At 52.4% G+C, this 17,044-nt stretch carries 18 protein-coding genes; 15 read left to right on the top strand and 3 right to left on the bottom strand.

Annotation, left to right across the window (positions count from 1 at the left end; all coding sequences use genetic code 11):
* Positions 1-225: 225 nt before the first annotated feature.
* The 6 genes from PCH05_RS13990 (at position 226) to PCH05_RS13965 (ending at position 8,390) form a co-directional block, all read left to right on the top strand.
* Positions 226-2,439 (top strand): hypothetical protein, encoded by a 2,214-nt coding sequence (locus PCH05_RS13990; RefSeq protein WP_127603019.1) that lies wholly within the window; start codon positions 226-228, stop codon positions 2,437-2,439.
* A 115-nt stretch (positions 2,440-2,554) separates the two neighbouring features.
* Positions 2,555-3,754, top strand: a complete 1,200-nt coding sequence (locus PCH05_RS13985) for a HEAT repeat domain-containing protein (protein ID WP_127603018.1) — start codon at positions 2,555-2,557, stop codon at positions 3,752-3,754.
* Between the two features lie 22 nt (positions 3,755-3,776).
* A complete protein-coding gene (locus PCH05_RS13980) occupies positions 3,777-5,165 on the top strand; it encodes a glycosyltransferase family 2 protein (RefSeq protein ID WP_246049561.1) in 1,389 nt (462 codons plus the stop codon).
* Positions 5,166-5,223: 58 nt separating this feature from the next.
* Complete coding sequence (locus PCH05_RS13975) at positions 5,224-6,030, top strand: response regulator (RefSeq protein ID WP_127603017.1); 807 nt, start codon at positions 5,224-5,226, stop codon at positions 6,028-6,030.
* A gap of 57 nt (positions 6,031-6,087) precedes the next feature.
* On the top strand, positions 6,088-7,449 hold the full coding sequence (locus PCH05_RS13970) for a nucleotide sugar dehydrogenase (protein ID WP_127603016.1): 1,362 nt from the start codon (positions 6,088-6,090) through the stop codon (positions 7,447-7,449).
* Between the two features lie 20 nt (positions 7,450-7,469).
* Entirely contained in the window at positions 7,470-8,390 is a 921-nt protein-coding gene (locus PCH05_RS13965) for a hypothetical protein (RefSeq protein WP_127603015.1), read from the top strand.
* A 50-nt stretch (positions 8,391-8,440) separates the two neighbouring features.
* On the opposite strand, the gene PCH05_RS13960 is transcribed toward PCH05_RS13965, so the two are convergent.
* Positions 8,441-8,833 carry a YhjD family protein gene (locus tag PCH05_RS13960; protein ID WP_127603014.1) on the bottom strand — a complete coding sequence of 131 codons (393 nt, stop codon included), beginning with the start codon at positions 8,831-8,833 and terminating at the stop codon, positions 8,441-8,443.
* Positions 8,834-9,013: 180 nt separating this feature from the next.
* Between PCH05_RS13960 and PCH05_RS13955 the strand changes: the two genes are divergently transcribed.
* The 6 genes from PCH05_RS13955 to PCH05_RS13930 all read left to right on the top strand — a co-directional run bounded on the left by PCH05_RS13955 (position 9,014) and on the right by PCH05_RS13930 (position 12,531).
* The gene (locus PCH05_RS13955; RefSeq protein ID WP_127603013.1) at positions 9,014-9,511 is read left to right on the top strand and encodes a Crp/Fnr family transcriptional regulator; all 498 of its coding nucleotides are present in this window, start codon (positions 9,014-9,016) and stop codon (positions 9,509-9,511) included.
* 2 nt (positions 9,512-9,513) lie between these two features.
* Positions 9,514-9,900 carry a VOC family protein gene (locus tag PCH05_RS13950; protein WP_127603012.1) on the top strand — a complete coding sequence of 129 codons (387 nt, stop codon included), beginning with the start codon at positions 9,514-9,516 and terminating at the stop codon, positions 9,898-9,900.
* Positions 9,901-10,246: 346 nt separating this feature from the next.
* Complete coding sequence (hxlA, locus tag PCH05_RS13945) at positions 10,247-10,879, top strand: 3-hexulose-6-phosphate synthase (protein WP_127603011.1); 633 nt, start codon at positions 10,247-10,249, stop codon at positions 10,877-10,879.
* Positions 10,880-10,886: 7 nt separating this feature from the next.
* Complete coding sequence (hxlB, locus tag PCH05_RS13940; protein ID WP_127603010.1) at positions 10,887-11,444, top strand: 6-phospho-3-hexuloisomerase; 558 nt, start codon at positions 10,887-10,889, stop codon at positions 11,442-11,444.
* Positions 11,445-11,544: 100 nt separating this feature from the next.
* On the top strand, positions 11,545-11,931 hold the full coding sequence (locus PCH05_RS13935) for a winged helix-turn-helix transcriptional regulator (RefSeq protein ID WP_127603009.1): 387 nt from the start codon (positions 11,545-11,547) through the stop codon (positions 11,929-11,931).
* Positions 11,932-12,126: 195 nt separating this feature from the next.
* On the top strand, positions 12,127-12,531 hold the full coding sequence (locus tag PCH05_RS13930) for a YuzC family spore coat inner layer protein (RefSeq protein ID WP_127603008.1): 405 nt from the start codon (positions 12,127-12,129) through the stop codon (positions 12,529-12,531).
* 83 nt (positions 12,532-12,614) lie between these two features.
* On the opposite strand, the gene hmpA is transcribed toward PCH05_RS13930, so the two are convergent.
* On the bottom strand, positions 12,615-13,814 hold the full coding sequence (gene hmpA / locus PCH05_RS13925; protein WP_127603007.1) for an NO-inducible flavohemoprotein: 1,200 nt from the start codon (positions 13,812-13,814) through the stop codon (positions 12,615-12,617).
* A gap of 523 nt (positions 13,815-14,337) precedes the next feature.
* On the opposite strand from hmpA, the gene PCH05_RS13920 reads away from it, so the two are divergent.
* Positions 14,338-15,030 (top strand): YitT family protein, encoded by a 693-nt coding sequence (locus tag PCH05_RS13920; protein WP_246049559.1) that lies wholly within the window; start codon positions 14,338-14,340, stop codon positions 15,028-15,030.
* Positions 15,031-15,093: 63 nt separating this feature from the next.
* On the opposite strand, the gene PCH05_RS13915 is transcribed toward PCH05_RS13920, so the two are convergent.
* A complete protein-coding gene (locus tag PCH05_RS13915) occupies positions 15,094-15,570 on the bottom strand; it encodes a DUF2188 domain-containing protein (RefSeq protein ID WP_127603006.1) in 477 nt (158 codons plus the stop codon).
* A gap of 128 nt (positions 15,571-15,698) precedes the next feature.
* On the opposite strand from PCH05_RS13915, the gene PCH05_RS13910 reads away from it, so the two are divergent.
* Both PCH05_RS13910 and PCH05_RS13905 read left to right on the top strand, forming a co-directional pair.
* Complete coding sequence (locus PCH05_RS13910; RefSeq protein ID WP_127603005.1) at positions 15,699-16,487, top strand: lipid II flippase Amj family protein; 789 nt, start codon at positions 15,699-15,701, stop codon at positions 16,485-16,487.
* A gap of 125 nt (positions 16,488-16,612) precedes the next feature.
* Positions 16,613-17,035, top strand: a complete 423-nt coding sequence (locus PCH05_RS13905; RefSeq protein WP_164766647.1) for a MarR family winged helix-turn-helix transcriptional regulator — start codon at positions 16,613-16,615, stop codon at positions 17,033-17,035.
* Positions 17,036-17,044 lie beyond the last annotated feature (9 nt).

The raw sequence follows: 17,044 nt of genomic DNA, 5'->3' as shown, positions 1-17,044 counted from the left end.
GAGTCATTCAGCGATTCAAGAAGACGTCAGTGCCGGAGCAAGGCTGCTGCCGTTTTTTTGTCTGAATGTAAAAAGGAATAGGTCGCCAGGTTCTGAAATTTCCTTCCAGCAGCCTAGTTTACAGATTGGTAATCTTCGTTAAAAATGAATTTATGACAAAAAAATCGAGAGGGCCGGGCCAAGGTTGACAGGCCATGCCAAAGCAGAGGTGAGAACTTAAAGGCGATGATCAAACGCAGAACACTATTCATCTGGATCACAGCAGCCGCCGTTCTCATTGCCGGAGGATTGGTTGCCGGTTTTACGGCCAAACCATCTCCGGTGACGGCTTACAAGGATCAAGATGGAACCCGATTCACCTTTAAAACCGAGGGTGACCGTTTTATGCGATACAACAAAGACGGAAGCTGGAAAGAAATATTTGTGAAGGGCGTCAATCTGGGTGCGACCGTACCGGGCCATTTCCCGGGCGAGCTTCCGGCCACCGAGGAAGACTACTTGCGCTGGTTCAAGCAGATCGATGAAATGGGGGCGAATGTGATCCGTGTGTACACGGTGCATCAGCCAGTGTTTTATTCGGCGCTTGTGAAGTACAACAAGGATAAGGGCGACGATCCGTTGTATTTCATGCAGGGCATCTGGTCCCCGGAGGAAGAGTTGATCGAGCGTCAGGACGCCTACGCAGATGATATCGGCCAGCAGTTCAAAGCGGAAATCAAAAAGGCGGTCGCCGCCGTCTACGGCGATGTGACCGTGCCGGAGAAGCAGGGTGCTTCAAGCGGGGAATATACCGCGAATGCCGGTAAATATTTAATGGCCTGGCATGTCGGAACCGAATGGGATCCGGAGATGGTCAAGAACACCAATAAGAAGCACGGCGACGTTCCGGTGTATAAAGGCAAGTATTTTGAAGGAACGAAGGAGGCCTCTCCGTTCGAAAGCTGGCTCGCGGGGCTGCTTGATTATACGGCCCAGCAGGAGCAGCAGTACGGCTGGGAGCACCCCGTCACCTTTACCAACTGGGTAACGACCGATGTGCTTACGCATCCCGGGGAACCGCTGTTTGAAGAGGATATGGTGAGCGTCGACGCAAGGCATGTTCAGCCAAGCGGCTGGAAGGGCGGATATTTCGCCGCATATCATGTGTACCCGTATTATCCGGATTTCTTCCGGACGGATTCCACGCTGCAGACCATCAAGGACAAGCAGGGGGATTTCAACACCTACAAAGCATATCTGCATCAGCTGAAGGCGAAGTTCAAGGATATGCCCATCATGGTCACCGAATACGGGGTGCCTTCATCCGTAGGCGTTTCCCATTTCGGCGCCGGCGGCAGGGATCAAGGCGGGCATAACGAGCAGGAACAGGGTGAAATCGATGCTTCGCTCACCCGGGACATTTATGACGAAGGCTATGCGGGAGCCATCTTGTTTATGTGGCAGGATGAGTGGTTTAAAAAGACCTGGAACACGATGCCGTTTGAAATACCGGCTGACCGCAGAGCTTACTGGATCAATGTGCTGACCAACGAAAAGATGTTCGGCGTTCTCGGCATGCTGCCGGGCAAGGAGAAGCAAATCACGATCGACGGCAAGCTGAGCGATTGGGACGGGCTGGCGCAGGACGAGGTGAAGCATTGGCAGGGTAAAGTGCCGGGCATCCGGGATATGCGGATTACGCATGACGAAGGATATCTGTACCTTGGAATCCAGCTCGACAAGAGCTTTGATCCGAAGACGTCCAAGCTTTACATCGGCGCGGATACAATTGCGGGCGGCAACCAGCCATCCGCGGCTCAGCTACCCGGCAAAAAGCTCGAAGGCGGTGCGCCTGAAACGCTGATTGAAATCGGGAATGACAAGGAGACGCAGGTGGAAATCGCGGCCGACTATGATTTTCATGCACGCTTGTACGGCAAGGAAGGCTACTGGATGCTGCCGGAAACGAAAGCGGGGCAGGAGACGCCGTTCCATCCGTGGAAGCTTGCGATCAGCCTGCAGATGAATCCGCCGGATACGCGCTTTGCGCATCCGTTTATCGACAAGACCATAGGAATGCTGAAAAGGGGGACAACGGACCGCAGCAAGGCCGAGTTCGACTCACTGACTTCTTGGCAGTACAGCGGTAATGTGATAGAGATGCGCATTCCATGGATGCTTCTCGGCTTCTCGGACCCGAGCTCGCTGCAGGTCATCGATTATAGCCCGCTGAAGGAAGGCCGCGCGTTCAGTACGGCCAAAACGGACGGCATCCGGCTGATTCCTTGGCTGGTGGACCGGGGCAGCGGCCAGGTAAGCTGGCCGGGCGGAACGGCGAGTACCCTGAATGTCCAGGATATCGTCCCGTACACTTGGAAGCCATGGGATACGGTCCAATACACCGAACAGCTGAAACAAAGCTATTACACGATGAAAGACGTGTACAGCCAATTGAAATAGAGCGAATTAGAAAGAAGAGAAACAGGATAGGAACCAATCAATCAAGACAGGATTTTGCAAAGTAGATCTCGTGAAACCGGATATTTGCAAAATCCGAAAGGAGGAAACTGCAAAGATGTTCTCGCATTTAACCGTCGCCTATACGTTTATCTATGTATGCCTCGGGCTGATCGCACTTGGAATCATTCTTCTGATCCAGATGAAAGTATCGCATAACAAGGAACAGCAGCGCAGGGAAATGTATGAGCGCAAGCATCATGATTACTTCATGTATATCCAGGCTCATGTTGAAAATGAAGGGGCGCTGAGGCTTCCTCCGGGCAAGCTGAAGCCGCTCGAGCGCAGGGTGATCCAGGATAAGTTTATGGAATGGATCGAGCAGTTCAAGGGAGAATGCCGTGACCGGCTGATCCAGATGTGCCGGGATGCAGGCTTCGTGGAAGCCGATCTGAAGGCGCTGGGCAGCTTCCGTTACGGCCGCAGATTGGAGGCTGCATACCGCCTTGGGGGCATGCGGGCCGAGGAAGCGGTGCCGGCGCTGCTGAAGATGCTGCAAGAAGGCAAATACAGCTCGATGTCCATCATTATCGCGCGTTCCATTGCGAAGAGCGCGCGTAAATCCGAGGACGTGCTAGAGATGCTGCGCAGCCTGTTATCGCATGGCAAGCCGATTCACCATTTGGCGGCTGATATTATGCTGGAGACAGGACTCGATGCGGGCAGCCTTCTGATGAAGCTGCTTGATGATCAGGATCCGGCGCTCATCAAGGTTGGCCTGGTAGCCATGTGGGGACAGGCCGTGCCGGAAGTCATGCCGGTCCTTGGCAGACTGGTTGGCTCCGAGGAGAAAGATGTCCGGGCCGAAGCGGTCAAGCTTTACCTCAGCTCGAATCCTGCGCTTAAGGACGAGACGATCGTCCAGCTGATGAACGACCGCAATTGGGAAGTGCGCGCGGCTGCGGCCAAGGCGCTCGGTCCGCTGCACGCTGCGGGCAGCATTCCGCTGCTGGTCAAAGCTCTGCAGGATGCCAACTGGAAGGTTCGGCATAACAGCGCCGAAAGTCTTGCGAAGCTTGGCGAGGCCGGGTTCGAAGCCCTGTGTCAGGCGGCGCTCAGCGGAGCTGGCATCCAGCGCGAGGCCGCGCTGCAGCGCATTGAGCTGGAGATGGAAAAGGAGCAGGAGCACAGCGCGATCGAGCAGATGGTCGCCTACAACAAAAAACGGCTTATCCATGACCGTTATTTCGGAGTGAAGAGACAACCGGTCGCACGCGTCACGGGCGTAGCCGCGGTAGGAGGGGATTACACTGCTTAGAGAGACATTACTGGTTTACGGTATGGTGGCCATTTATTACGTCATGATCGTCAATATTTTATATTTCACCATCACGGGACTGTCATTCCGCAATATTTTCAAGATATACAGAAGGTCCAAATATTCCAGCTACAACACGCTCTCCGGCTCCGAGCTGGTTCCATCGGTTTCGCTGCTGGTTCCGGCCTATAATGAAGAGCTGACGATTATCGAGAATGTGTACTGCCTGATGACGCTGAATTATCCGACATACGAGGTGATCGTAATCAATGACGGGTCGAGCGATCACACGCTCTCCGTCCTGATCAAGGAATTCAAGCTCGTGAAAATGGTGAATCCCGAAATCCGTGGCACCATCGACACGAACAACGTGAGAGGCATTTACCATAATCCCGATTATCCACAGCTGTTTATTATAGATAAGGAGAACGGGGGCAAGGCGGATTCGCTGAATGCGGGCATCAACTTTTCGCATTACCCGCTGATTTCCTCCATTGACGCGGATTCCCTGCTGGAGAAGGATGCTTTGATCCGGATGGCGCGCATGTATATGGAAAATCCGGAGGAAATGGTGGCCATCGGCGGCGACGTGCGTATTGCGAACGGCTGTCTAATCGAGAACGGGGCCGTGCAGAAGGTATCGCTGCCGCGCAAAATATGGCCGATGTTCCAATCCATCGAATATCTGAAAGCATTTCTCGGGGGACGGATCGGGTGGAGCCATATCAACGGTCTCGTCATCGTATCCGGCGCTTTCGGGCTGTTCCGCAAGGATTACGTCATTGCCGTGGGCGGTTACCGCGGCGGGTATCCGGGGGAGGACATGAACATCATCATCAAGCTTCACCGGTACATGCTCAGCCACAAGCTGCCGTATAAAGTCGCGTTTTGTCCCGAGGCTGTCTGCTGGACGCAGGCGCCCGATTCATACAAGATCATCTCCAACCAGCGGATGCGCTGGGGGCGGGGGAATCTCAAGAACATGATCGAGAACCGAGGGATGCTGTTCAATCCGAAATACAAGGTCATGGGCATGATTACGATGCCGTACAACGTGCTGTTCGAAACGCTGAACCCTTATTTTAGAATCACGGGCCTGTTGGCTCTCTTAGGATATACGCTATTGGATATGACGCATTGGCGCATACTGCTTACTTTCTTTCTTCTGAACTTCCTGAGCGGATATCTGCTGAGCGTGGGTGCCATTATTCTCGAGGAGATCGCCTTCCGCAGGTTCAAGAAGCTTTCGGATTTGTGGAAAATGCTCCTTTTCTCGGCTCTCAAATTCGTCGGTTACCATCAGCTTGGCGTGATATGGCGTGTACAAGGCCATATTCAGTACCTTCGAAAAAACAATTCGTGGGGCGCGATGACCAGACAAAGCTGGAAGGAAGAAAGCGAGCCTGCCTAACTTGGCGTGATTCGCTGATACAAATGCTTCACTATTCTTTGAAAGGTGGGAATTAATAATGCCGGAGTCCGTAACATTGCAGCGCGAAAAAGGAGAAGGCTTGTATCAAAACCTCGGCGAGCGTCTCAAAGAGACCTCAAGGGAGCTATGCGGAATCATGTTTCTGTATTGCAGCGCCGGTTCTCCGCAGCTGGAAAGCCTGGTGCGAGACTTTCTGCAGCATGAATCCGGGATGGAATTTGAGGTGCTGAAGGATGCTTCCACGCAGACGCTCGCTATTCTGCTGCCGGGCCTTACGCTGGATGCGACCCATTATCAGGCGCTGCTGCTGAAGCAGCATCTTCAGGAAACGATGGAGGGCGCGGATCCGCGGATCACCTTGACGGTCTTTCCCGGGCAGGTCGACCCGACGCCGGGCGTCCTGAGGCAGATGGCCGAGTCCACAAGGCTCAGCACATCATCGGATATTCATATTTTCACCAAAGAGGAAGCCATTCAGGAGCCGGGACGGATTCTGATCGTCGATAACGATGACACCATCCGCGAGTTTCTGACCATCCGCCTGAAAATGCAGGGCTTTGAAACTCTTGAAGCGCTGGATGGAACGTCGGCACTCGAGCTGATTGAAAAATGGGAACCGGACCTCGTGCTGACGGAGCTGAATCTGTACGGCATCGACGGACTGCCCTTCATCCATCAGATTCAGCAGCTTCCCGTTGAAAACACGCCGAAAATTGTCGTGCTCACGGAGCAGCGGGTGGAACGCACGATCAGCCAATGTTTCCAAAACGGGGTTGACGATTACGTAACCAAACCATTTTCCCCGGTTGAGCTGGACGCCCGGATTCACCGGTGTTTTCACTAAAATATCATCCGTTTTAAGCGCCTAACAAAAATTACATCATATGGAGGTTGAATGCTAGTGAATCAGGAATATGAGCAGCTATTGAATGCGATTGAAGATAAAAAAGCAGTACTTGGTGTTGTCGGACTGGGTTATGTCGGATTGCCGCTTGCGGTAGAAATGGTCAAGCAGGGCTTTACGGTGATCGGGATCGACGTGGATCCTGCGAAAATTGAGCAAATTTACCACGGCGATTCCTATATCTCCGATATTTCCTCGGAGGAGCTGCAGGCATGCGTTGCCAGCGGGCGGTTTAAACCGACGACGGATTACAGCATGATCGCCGTGATTGACGCGCTCAGCATCTGCGTGCCGACGCCGCTCAGCGAAAACCAGGATCCCGATACGTCCTACATTACGAGCGTCGTGGATCAGATTAAGCTCCATATGAAAAAAGGACTTCTGATTACGCTTGAAAGCACGACGTATCCGGGAACGACGGAAGAGCTGATCCAGGAAAAAATCGAAGCTCTCGGCTACCGCGTAGGCGAAGACTTCTTCCTGTGCTTCTCGCCTGAACGCGTCGATCCGTCCAATACGCGCTTTAATACCTTCAATACCCCTAAAGTTATCGGGGGAACAACCGAAGCCTGCCTGACACTCGGCACCGCCCTCTATTCAAAATACGTGGAAAATGTCGTGCCTGTCACGTCGCCAAAGGTTGCGGAGATGTCCAAGCTGCTGGAGAATACGTTCCGCAGCGTTAACATCGCCTTCATCAATGAAATGGCCATGATGTGCGACCGGATGGGCATCGATATCTGGGAAGTCATTGATGCGGCTGCGACGAAGCCTTTCGGCTTTATGCCGTTCTATCCGGGACCGGGCATTGGCGGACACTGCATCCCGCTGGATCCGATGTATCTGTCCTGGAAGGCGAAGGGCTTCCGCTTCTACAGCAAATTCATCGAGCTGGCGCAGTCGACCAATGACAACATGCCGTATTACGTCATTAACAAGACGTCTACGATCCTGAACGAATATGCCAAGTCGATCAAAAAATCAAACATTCTCGTGCTCGGCATGGCTTACAAACCTGACATCAGCGATCTGCGCGAGTCTCCGGCCCTTGAGGTATACGAGCTGTACAAAGAGAGCGGCGCCAACGTGGAATATTACGATCCGCATGCCGTCAGCTTCCGCGACAAGAACGGCGAGACCGTTCACAGCGTGGCTTATGATCTGGCGAAATTCAAGACCTATGATTGCATCGTTCTGACCACCAACCACAGCGGATTGGATTACGGTGAAATTGCGGCCATGGGCGTGCCGATCCTCGATACGCGCAACGCATTCAAAAACTTTAACGAGCCGCATATTTATAAAATCGGACATTCCGTTCAGCACGTCCATGAGCCGAATATGGCTCTGATCGTATAAAAAGACAAAGGAGGAGGAGGATGGGAGAGCTGCTGGCAAAAGCAAAAGCGAAGCCTCGCCTGGTCCTGGTCATCTGCTGCTTGCTGCTCCTGCCCTTCCTTTTCAAATCCTCATCGATGGAAGAACATAAAGCGACCTGGCTGTGGGATGCAACCTTGATCGAAAATCCCGGGAAGGTACTGGATTTCTGCAAGGAGCAGGGGGTGAGCGTCATTTTTCTGCAAATCCAAAAAAATGTGGAAGAGAATCAATACCAGCGCTTCATCGCCGCAGCGCATGCAGAGGATATTTCAGTCCATGCCTTGGACGGGCGGCCGCAGTGGGCGTATCAGGAACAGCACAAGGAAGCGGATCAATTTATCGAATGGGTTCTCGATTATAACGGTAAATCGGCCCCCGAGGAACGGTTTGCCGGCATTCAGCTCGATGTCGAGCCGTATCAGCTGAGACGCTGGGAGCGTGATCAGGACGGCGTCGTAACGGAATGGATTCGCAACATGGAAGGCTGGACGGCGAAAGGACGCAGCGGGGGGCTCTATATGAGCGCCGCCGTGCCGTTCTGGCTGGGGAAAGTCGCAGCGCCAGGCTCGGGCGGCAATTTAAGCCGCTGGATGCTCGGACAATTCGATGCCTTGGCCGTCATGTCCTATCGTGACAGCGGCCTGAAGATGGTCGACTTATCCAAGGAAATGCTGGCTGAAGCCGATCGGCAGGGAAAGTCGGTTTGGATCGGCATGGAGCTGGGGCACACCGAGGAAGGCGATCATCTCAGCTTTTTCGGCAAACCGCTAACCGTCATGAATGAAGAAATGAAGAAGGTGTACCGGCTTAGCGATGCTTACTCTTCCTTTGCCGGGCTGGCTGTCCATCATTACGAAGCATGGCAGGAAAAAATCGCTTCGGATGATCCGAAGCGCGAGCAAAGCAGCATGAGTAACTGACATCAGGACAATCAAAGGCGCATTCCCTAACTTTCAGGGAGTGCGCCTTTTTATTTGCCATCCTTCAGGATCAGGCTGATGCCCAGGTAGCCGCTGAGCTCGATAGCCGTCTCGGCCTTTACATAAGACCACAGCATGAAAAAGCGCCGCTGATATCCCCGGCACAGGTAGAGGGCTTCAATACCTTTGCCGCTGCGATTCTCCTCATAAACCCGGATGCCGCGCGTCCGCATATCCTTGCGAATGGAGGTCAGCCTGCCGATCGCTTTATGCTGGACTTCGGAAAGTCCGCGGATATACACGTCGGGCAGCTTAAGGTCAAGCGTACCCATCGTGCGGATATCCCGCTCGAGGACATCCAGCAGAATGACGTGCAGCACATAGGTTTTGACCAGAAGGGTATCTTCTTCGGCCGGGGCAGGGGGAAGGGATGATGCTTTCATGGGAGCACTTCCTTGAAAACAGATATAGGAACAAACGTTCTTATTATTTTATATACATGTTACGTTAAAAGTATGCCCTGTGGCAAGATCAAATCACTGGAAAAGATGCCCGTTCTTTTTGATATAATAAAAAGCATGGGCAGGCACGAGCCGCAATCCTTATAAAGGGGAAGATTGTTTATGATTTTGCATAAAGGGGAAATTTTATTCCACCAGGGTGACAGCGGGGAGTATTTATACCATATCAAGAGTGGACTGTTTAAAGTGACGCGTCTTCATGAAAACGGCAATATGGTACTGTTTAATATATTGTATGCCGGAGAAACGGTACCGCATCATTCGCTGATTACGCCGAAGGATGCTCATGGGACGGCCATTGCCTTGATGCGCAGCGAAGTAGAAAGAATACCGGCTGAGGAGTGGTACCGCGAGGTGCGCGAAAATCCGGGAAAAGCGCTTGAAATCGCGCTGCTGCTTCAGGAGAAGGTCCGCTTCATGCAGAAGCGGCTGGACCATCTGACGGTGGGCACGCCGGCCGAGCGGCTCGCGCTGCTGTCTGAGTGGCTGGACGATTATTCGCATGGCGTCCATTTCACCGAGCTGTTGACGCAGGAAGAAATCGGACAGCTGATCGGCGTACGCCGCGAAACGATCAATCGGTTGCTGAGGGGGCATTGAGGATGCTGCATCATGTGGAAATCAACGTATCGGATGTGAAGCGTAGCAGGGAGTTTTGGGAATGGTTTTTGACCGGGCTCGGGTATGCGCTTTACCAGGAATGGGAGCAGGGATTCAGCTTCAAGCAGGGAGGGACGTACATCGTTTTCGTGCAGACCGAAGATCGGTTCATGGACATGCCCTATCACCGGAAAGCCGCGGGGCTGAACCATCTGGCATTCCATGCCGATTCTCCCGCACACGTCGATGAAATGACCGCTTTGCTCCGGCAAAAAGGGATTCGGGTGTTATATGCGGACAAGCACCCTTATGCGGGCGGCCCGAACCATTACGCGGTGTTTTTCGAGGATCCCGACCGTATCAAGGTCGAGCTCGCCTGCGGCGTTTAGGATCCTAAGGCTTTTGAGCCGTGAACGCTGCGAATCGAACGAAGTTATGCAAATAGAAAAAAGGAATGCGAGGCTCCCGAAAGGGAGCTTTTTTCATATATCCGGAAAGTAGAGCTTTCGTAGCATGGACATCCTGAACCGAAAGAAACAGCCTTTGAAAAATTGCATGCTCCTTTGAAAATACGTCGGACGGCGTTCCCGCCGGCCCAAGGCGCGGCCTATTAGTATCCTCGGGGTAACTTTCTTACGAAATAGTGCCTACTTACGAAAAAAACCGTTTGTATTTAAAATGATGCTGTGGTCAAGGCCACGCCAATAAACGATGCAAAAGGAGAGAGATTACGATATGGAACTTCAATTGGCGCTAGATTTGGTGGATATTCCGGGAGCGAAGGAAATCGTAGGCGAAGTCGCCGAATATATAGATATCGTTGAAATAGGTACGCCGGTCGTCATTAACGAGGGACTCAGAGCTGTCAAAGAGCTGAAGGAAGCATTTCCATCCCTGCGTGTACTGGCGGATTTGAAGATTATGGATGCCGGTGGGTATGAAGTCATGAAAGCTTCGGAAGCCGGAGCCAGCATTATTACCGTACTCGGCGTCTCGGACGATACCACGATCCTGGGCGCGGTGGAGGAAGCCAAAAAACAAAACACGCAGGTCATGGTCGATATGATCAACGTGAAAAACATCGAGGAAAGAGCACAGGAAATCGACCGCATGGGCGTGGACTATATTTGCGTGCATTCCGGTTACGACCATCAGGCGGCAGGGATCAGCTCCTTCGAGGATCTGCTCGTTTTGAAGCGGGTAGTGAAGCAGGCCAAAACGGCCATTGCCGGCGGCATTAAGCTTGACACGCTGCGTCAAGTGATCGAAGCCGGCCCCGATCTGGTGATCGTTGGCGGGGGAATCACCGGCCAGGCGGACAAACGGGCCACTGCGTCGGAAATGAAGCAGCTGGTCAGCCGGGCGTAAGGTGCCGATGAATACGGTACAATACGCGGCCGAGATCGTAAAGGAGCTGCAGCGTTCCGTCGCCCTAATTTCGGAAGAGAAAGCCCAAGAGTTTGCGGATCGGATCCGGAATGCGCGCAAGGTGTTCGTGGCCGGCGCCGGGCGATCGGGTTTGATGGGCAAGGCGTTTGCCATGCGCCTGATGCACATGGGCATCGACGCCTATGTCATCGGTGAAACGATCACGCCCGGGATTGGTCCTGACGATCTGTTGATCGTCGGTTCCGGGTCCGGCGAAACGCAAAGCCTGGTGGCTATGGCCCGCAAAGCGAAGCAGCTTGGAGCGCTCGTCGGTGCGGTGTTCATCCGCCCGGAATCTTCGCTGGCAGGCTTGTCTGATTTTGGGGTTGAAGTGCCCGCAGCGACCAAGGATCAGACGCAGGACCAAGCTGTAACGATCCAGCCTATGGGGTCCTTGTTTGAGCAGACGCTCCTCATTTTATACGATGCCGTCATCCTGAAGCTGATGGAGCAGACGGATCAGGACTCGGGGCAAATGTTCGGCAACCATGCAAACCTGGAATAATCAGCCGTACACCGTTCGTTGCATATCCCTCACTCGCTAAGAGTGGGGGATATTGCATTGGATTTCAGGGGAATGTAGTATGGATGAGGGAGGTGGCATCATGGCGACAGAAATTAAAGACCGCATCAACCTAAAGGAAATCAATTGCGAGAAGGAACTGACGCTTGCCGTCATCGGCGGTAAATGGAAGCTGATCATATTGTGGCATCTTGGCTTGGACGGCACGAAACGATTCGGAGAGCTGAAAAAGCTGATTCCGCACATTACCCAGAAAATGCTGACCAATCAGCTGCGGGAACTGGAAGAAGACCAGCTGATCTCCAGGAAAGTGTATCCCGAAGTTCCGCCGAGAGTGGAATACACGCTGACGGAATACGGCCAGTCCCTGATGCCGGTGCTCCGGGCGATGTACGACTGGGGCAAGGCTTACGGAGAAAACGTCATTTGGAAGGAACAGCGGGCAGGCGAGCCTGTTGCTATAGAATAACGATGCGCGGCCTCCGGGCTATGTTTGCGCAAACGCAAAACGAATATCAGGACATGCAGGGCGGTGGTCTTCAGACGAAGGCAAGCCGCCTTTTGCGTTTCAATGGAAACAGGCAGGGGCGTCTGGGTATTTCACCATACCCTATGGGCATACATACAATGAGATATCCGTACTTCAAGAAAGGAGATAACTCGAATGAGTTACCCCCCATACTATGGATGGCATCCCTCTGCGAGTCCTTACCCTTATTATTACTACGAAGCTCCCCCATGGATCCGCGAATATCCCCAGGTCAAAACCGACATCTTAAACCAATCGATACAAAACTATTACAAGTTAATGGAAGAGGGCTATCGGGTTCTCGGCAAGTTATCGGAGCATTCGTTTGCCGTTCAGGTCATGACAGCGGCGCAGGCAGGCAATAAGCAGGAGGTTGACCGGTTAATGAAGTCGATCAGCAGCGATTCGGTGATCCGTTCCGAATATTCCCCCGACGGCATCGGGATCTCGATCGACCCGAAGGTCGAGGGGAATGAAACGGCCTGCTGCAAGCTTGCGATATTTTTGCGGTGGGGGAAGCCAGGGACGACTGGACGATAGGATTGAACAGCAAAAAAGGGATATCTGTCCATTAACTGGACGGATATCCCTTAGACGCGTTTGAGGCTCTCGACCGCTAGGACTTACAAGCTGTCCGCAGGTCCGAAAAACTCATAGTGGATTCGTTCGGCAGGTACGCCCCAGGTCTGAAGCGCCTGATTCACCGCACGCATGAACGGTACGGGGCCGCAGAAGTAAAAGTCCGACTCCTTATCGGTGATTTCCTGAAGCCAAGGAAGGTCGATGTACCCGATTTTATGACAGGCACCGGAATGAAGCGGTTTTTCGTAGCAGAGGTACGATTTCATCTGACTGTTCGCCGTATCCAACTCGCTCACGTGCTCGCGCATCGCATGGAAGTCTTCGTTAATCGCAGCATGGACAAAGGTGACGCTGCGCTGAGGCTGCTCCTTCAGTACGGTTTCCAGCATGCTGACCATTGGTGTCAGACCGACGCCGCCGCTGATCAGTACAAGCGGAATATCTTTAGTCATATCCAGGGTAAAGGAACCGGCCGGCGCGCTGATCTCAAGGACGTCTCCTTCCATGATGCGGTCATGAAGGTACGTGGATACGGTGCCCGCCGGCTTGCCGTCCGCGGCATCCTCGCGTTTGACAGAGATCCGGTAGCTGTCCTGGCCGGGAGCAGCGGACAAGCTGTAATGACGGATATGGGTATACTCCTCGTTTTCCGGCTTTACTTTAACCGTAATATATTGACCCGGCAAATAGCCGGAAATGGAGCCTCCATCCTGCGGCTTCAAATAGAAGGAAGTAATGACGCTGCTTTCGCGTACTTTGCGCTCCACTACGAACGGACGGAAGCCGCGCCAGCCGCCCGGAGCGTTCTCCGCTTCGCGGTACATCTCGGCTTCGACGCCGATAAAGGCATCCGCGATGACGCCGTAAGCCTTGCCCCAGGCTTCGATAATTTCCGGCGTAGCTGCATCGCCAAGGACCTGCTTGATCGCGGCGAGCAGATTTTCCCCGACGATCGGATAATGCTCGGGCAGGATGTTGAGCGCGCGGTGCTTTTGTCCGATCTGCTTGACGACCGGAATAATATCCTCCAAATGGTCGATATGAGCAGCGGCGGCATATACGGCGTTCGCGAGCGCCTGCGGCTGTTTGCCTTCGCGCTGGTTGGCGTGGTTGAATATGTTCAGCAGTTCGGGATGGTTCTCGAACAGCATGTGGTAAAACGCGGTTGTAATTTCTTTTCCGTGAACTTCAAGGACAGGAACTGTCGATTTAATGATGTCAATGGTTTCTTGTGTAAGCATACGATTTCCTCTTTCCCTTGGTATGATTCGTTGTTTTCTATTTCAGTATAGAAAATGAGCAAAGGAGTAATTGTGATTCCCGTCACATTAAAGTTAGACAATATGTGAACGCAAAACAAGGATGCAATGACGGGATTCACAACATACATGATGTTTTGCAGCCATTTCATGAGTTTTTTCCGGAAAATCATCGTATGCACCGTTATTTCCTGTAAGCCAGCTGTTTAGCACCTGCCGGGAATGTGTTATAATATAAGAAGAAACTATTCAAAAAAAGAAAGGATCAGGATACCATGTGTCCCCGAAGGAACAATCCCCAAAGGACGATTTGGAAACGTTATGATCTCTCTTACACTTAGCTCCCTTTCGTAGAGTACAGTCACCTAGACACTTAAAGGACGATAGACAAACTCTGCGAAAGAAGGAAGCTCAAGATGCGAAGGACACGGTCCTGCAGGTTTCTGCCTTTTCGCGGTGGTTTGTCACATCCTTGACTAACCTACTTCGATGAGAGGGAACCTGTATGAGGAAGAAAGACCATTTAATTTCTAAGCTTGCACCGATCGTAATTATGCTGTTTGGAACTTTTTTGCTGGCATTTGCGTATTATCACATCAATTTTCAAAATCATTTATCGGAGGGCGGGTTCGTAGGCCTGTCGCTGCTCGGCAAGTACGTGCTGGGCGTGAATCCTGCGCTGAGTATGCTCGTACTGGACATACCGGTCATCCTGATCGCCATGTTTTTGAAAGGCCGTACATTCGTGATGAACACACTGCTTGCAACGTTTTCGTTTTCTATCTTTTACGAATTGCTTGAACGCTACTCCGTGCTGGTCATCGACCTGCACAACAATCTGCTGCTGGCTGCGCTGTTGTCCGGACTGGTCACAGGGTTTGCCACAGGACTGGTTCTCCGATTTGGGGGAGCCACCGGCGGAGATGATATTATGTCGCTGCTCATTAGCCGCTGGAGCGGACTGAAGGTAGGCACCGTGTTTATTTTGATGGATGCCGTCGTACTGCTGCTGTCCCTGTTCTATTTGCCGCTGAAGGAAACCTTGTTTACGATTTTGGCGGTTGGCATCGCCGGGCAGACCATTACCTTTACATTGACATTCCGGAAGGGAAAAGCGAATGTTACTGCGATCCCCGAACCGGCTACATCACAGAAAGCCGCCTCCAAACCCGTTCATGCGGTGCGGAGTGCTCATTAACGGATAACCGCCTGATTCTTATTGGAATCAGGCGGTTTTTTGTCGTCCTAAGCGCGTGCGGGCTTAAGAGCTCATATTGGTCTGAATCCGTCCGTCCTCACCATGAATAATCGTGTTGACGCCGGATTTGGATGCTTGCTTCTTGGCTTCCGCGACCGCTTCCTTCTTGGTGTCGAACGTGGACAATGGCTTGTCCCGGCCTTCCTTCTTGAGCGCCCATCCATCCTCTGCGGCAACCACATGCATATTGGCATGGCTGGATCCGGCGGAGGATTCGGAGTCGCGATTCTTGGATGGATGGCTATGGGAGCGAGAATGCTCCGGTTGATGCGAATCGCTTTTGGCATGCGAATGATCCGCGTGCTTGTCTTGCGGATGATCTTGATCCCACTTTTCTGCCTGGGCGGTGGCGATCGCGATTGCTCGGCCTTCCTCATAGCCTTCGTCCAACAGCGCATTGGCGATGTCGACTGCCTTATTCCGGACTCTGGCACTCAGATTTTTCATGGAAACAGGGTAATCATTTTTATTCCAAGGCATATTGTATCCCTCCCGTTAGACTTTCGTTAACCGTATATTACCCTAGGCAGGAGGAATCAAACGGTAGAAATTTGTATGGTATGGTTTATAATGGAAAAATACTCAATGAATAAAGGAGTCTTTGACGGATGATTCAACTACTCATGATTCTGATGTTTACGATTGTGATTCATACGGTGGACAGCCTTTCGTATGCGCTGCGTTTAGGGGGACTGCGCAGCCGCAGAATTACGCTCGCACTGTCGCTTTCAGGCTTATTGGTACTCGTTTCGCGGACATCGAACCTAGCCCAAAGCCCAATGGTTGGCAATATGGTCGACAAAGCGCTGCAATCGGCAGCTTTTCATTTGGAGCCGAAGCTGCACGGCATTATCGCGGCGGCCACGGTCGGAACGCTTCTGGGCATGCTGCTGTTTCCCAGCGTTGTCAGATTATGCTCCAGAATGGTGGTTCATTTGGAGGCGGCCGGGTCGATACCAAAAATGGCGAAAAGCCTGATGTCGCTATCCAAATGGAAGAATGGGGCGACATATGTCAAGAAGCCCAGCTTCCGGATGCTTCGTGCATTATTCGACGGACCTTTGCCGAAAAGGCTAATGGCACTAAACATGGCGGTAACGGCAATCTACACGGTCGGCGTCCTTTCCTCTCTTTATGCCGCTTATTTATGGCCGGCGTTCCGTTTGACGGCCACCGCCTCTTCCGGCCTGATCAATGGACTGGCGACCATCCTGCTGACGATGCTCATCGATCCACGGATTGCCCTGCTTTCGGATAAAGCATTGCGTGGAGAGGCGAGCCTGACGGGGATGAACCGCGTATTCGGACTCATGATGGTCTCCCGGATGGCGGGAACCTTGCTGGCCCAGCTGCTGCTCATGCCTTGCGCGTATTGGATCGGCTGGATCATCGGATAAATCATTAACATGTAAAGAAAAAATTTACATATAACAGGGTTGACATAAGCCCTTAAAGATTTTAATATTTAAACCATTGAAATAATAGTATACCTTAGTAATTTGGACAGGAAAGGGGGATGGGAATGGATGTGCTTGCCAACCGGTTGTATGCTGCCGTGAAATCATTCTGGCGGAGTCTGGAAACGGAAATCTGCAAGGAAATGCAGGATTATTTGACGGGACCGCAGCTGTTTATGCTGCATTACATCCATGCAGAGCAAAAATGCAATCTGACGCAGGTCGCAGAAAGGCTTGAAGTGAAACCGAGCGCCGTTACGGTGATGGTCGATCGCCTGGAAAAGGCCGGTTATGTTGCGCGTTCCAATGATCCTGCAGACCGAAGAGTGATTTTGGTGGAGGTTACACCACAAGGTGAGCGGGTTCTGGCCCAAGCCATCCGGAAGAGGGATGAGTGCCTAAGGGAACATCTATCTCGTCTTGAACCTGACGAGGTGCGAATCGTCACCGAGCTGTGCGAAAAAATGGTTAGACTTAAGCAGGACTAAAAGTATCGC

The organism is Paenibacillus chibensis (genome assembly GCF_004001045.1).
Lineage (GTDB): Bacteria > Bacillota > Bacilli > Paenibacillales > Paenibacillaceae > Paenibacillus_AQ > Paenibacillus_AQ chibensis.
Note: the sequence above shows the minus strand (reverse complement) of the source record. Positions and strands in the feature narration are given on the sequence as shown.